At 49.5% G+C, this 1132-nt stretch carries 2 protein-coding genes; one reads left to right on the plus strand and one right to left on the minus strand.

Annotated features, from left to right (window positions below; all coding sequences use genetic code 11):
• On the plus strand, positions 1–195 hold a 195-nt coding region (locus J4E70_RS19220), incomplete at its 5' end, for a GNAT family N-acetyltransferase (protein ID WP_343229490.1).
• A gap of 158 nt (positions 196–353) precedes the next feature.
• Here J4E70_RS19220 and J4E70_RS19225 read toward each other — a convergent pair.
• Positions 354–971: a sulfotransferase family protein gene (locus J4E70_RS19225; protein WP_213891561.1), complete on the minus strand. Its 618-nt coding sequence runs from the start codon at positions 969–971 to the stop codon at positions 354–356.
• Positions 972–1132 lie beyond the last annotated feature (161 nt).

The raw sequence follows: 1132 nt of genomic DNA on the forward strand, positions 1-1132 counted from the left end.
AAGCTGATGGAAAGCATTCTCAAGGATGCTCGAAACCTAGGCGCAGAAAGCGTTCTATTGGACACAGGCATCTACGACACGGCGGCGCAGGCTTTGTATCTTAAGCTCGGGTTTCGTAAAATCGAATATTATCCAGAAGGGGAGAACGATCCGTTGCTCCAGCCCTACCTTGTATTCATGCAACTGGATATTTGAAAACCGTGTGGCATTGTATTTGGTTGCACGTGCTCTGCCGAAGTTGCCCTCGGCGAAAGTCCGATCTGGGCGGTCATCTGACGCTTTCACAAGGTCAAAGGTTTTAAACCCCTTGATTAGATATCAAGAGGTCTAAAGTTCATCGCCAAACGTATTGCTTATGACAGGTCAACGCCCTTTTCAGCAAATCGCCCGACAATATCCTGTGTTGTATTTCCGCTCGGATAACTGACCTCGGGAACGGAAAGGCCCAACCAGTTGCATAGCGGCTCCCATCCGTCTCCAAGAGAATGGATCAAGAGCCGCTCAGGATCGACTGTTGCGATGACCTCTTCTATGTTCCGGTTATAGGTCGCAATGGCATGGTTCCGGTTGTCAGGACGCCCGTCAAAGACTTGTTCAGCAACTAATAATTTGGCCAACCCATTTGGATCGTCACCGCTCTGGATGTATTTAAGGATTGTTGCCTCAAAGCTATTCCACCAACTCTCCGCTGACCGCATCGTCAGCAGGACTTTCGCCTCGGGATACACTTTTATCAAAGATCGCCAGTAGTAGGCTGAAGGCCAGTCCACGCAAGCGTGGTAACCCGAAAAAAGGAAGTCCCAATCCGGCTGCGAGCCCTTGGCAAGATCAAGCCATGGCTGCCTCAGGGGCATACCTTCTTCTAGCTCAAACATATGGTGTGTGGGTCCGACGCCGAGAATGTTCAGAGCGGCGCGCATTGAATCGGTGCCTGTCCTACCAAATCCAGTTCCAATTACTTTGAGTGTCACGAAAACCTCCAAACCCATCCTTGCTTCGTGTTTGAGCCGTGCGCTTGCTTCAATAGAAGCATTGCAAATCTCGGTGTCAAAGTATTCCTACTGGTTTCGCAGCAGTAATAGGCTTTCGATAAAATCGTGATCAAATTGGGTTCAAAGCGTTAGTTTGCTGC

Origin of the sequence: Pseudohalocynthiibacter aestuariivivens, from assembly GCF_018457175.1 — a bacterium.
GTDB classification, from domain to species: domain Bacteria; phylum Pseudomonadota; class Alphaproteobacteria; order Rhodobacterales; family Rhodobacteraceae; genus Pseudohalocynthiibacter; species Pseudohalocynthiibacter aestuariivivens.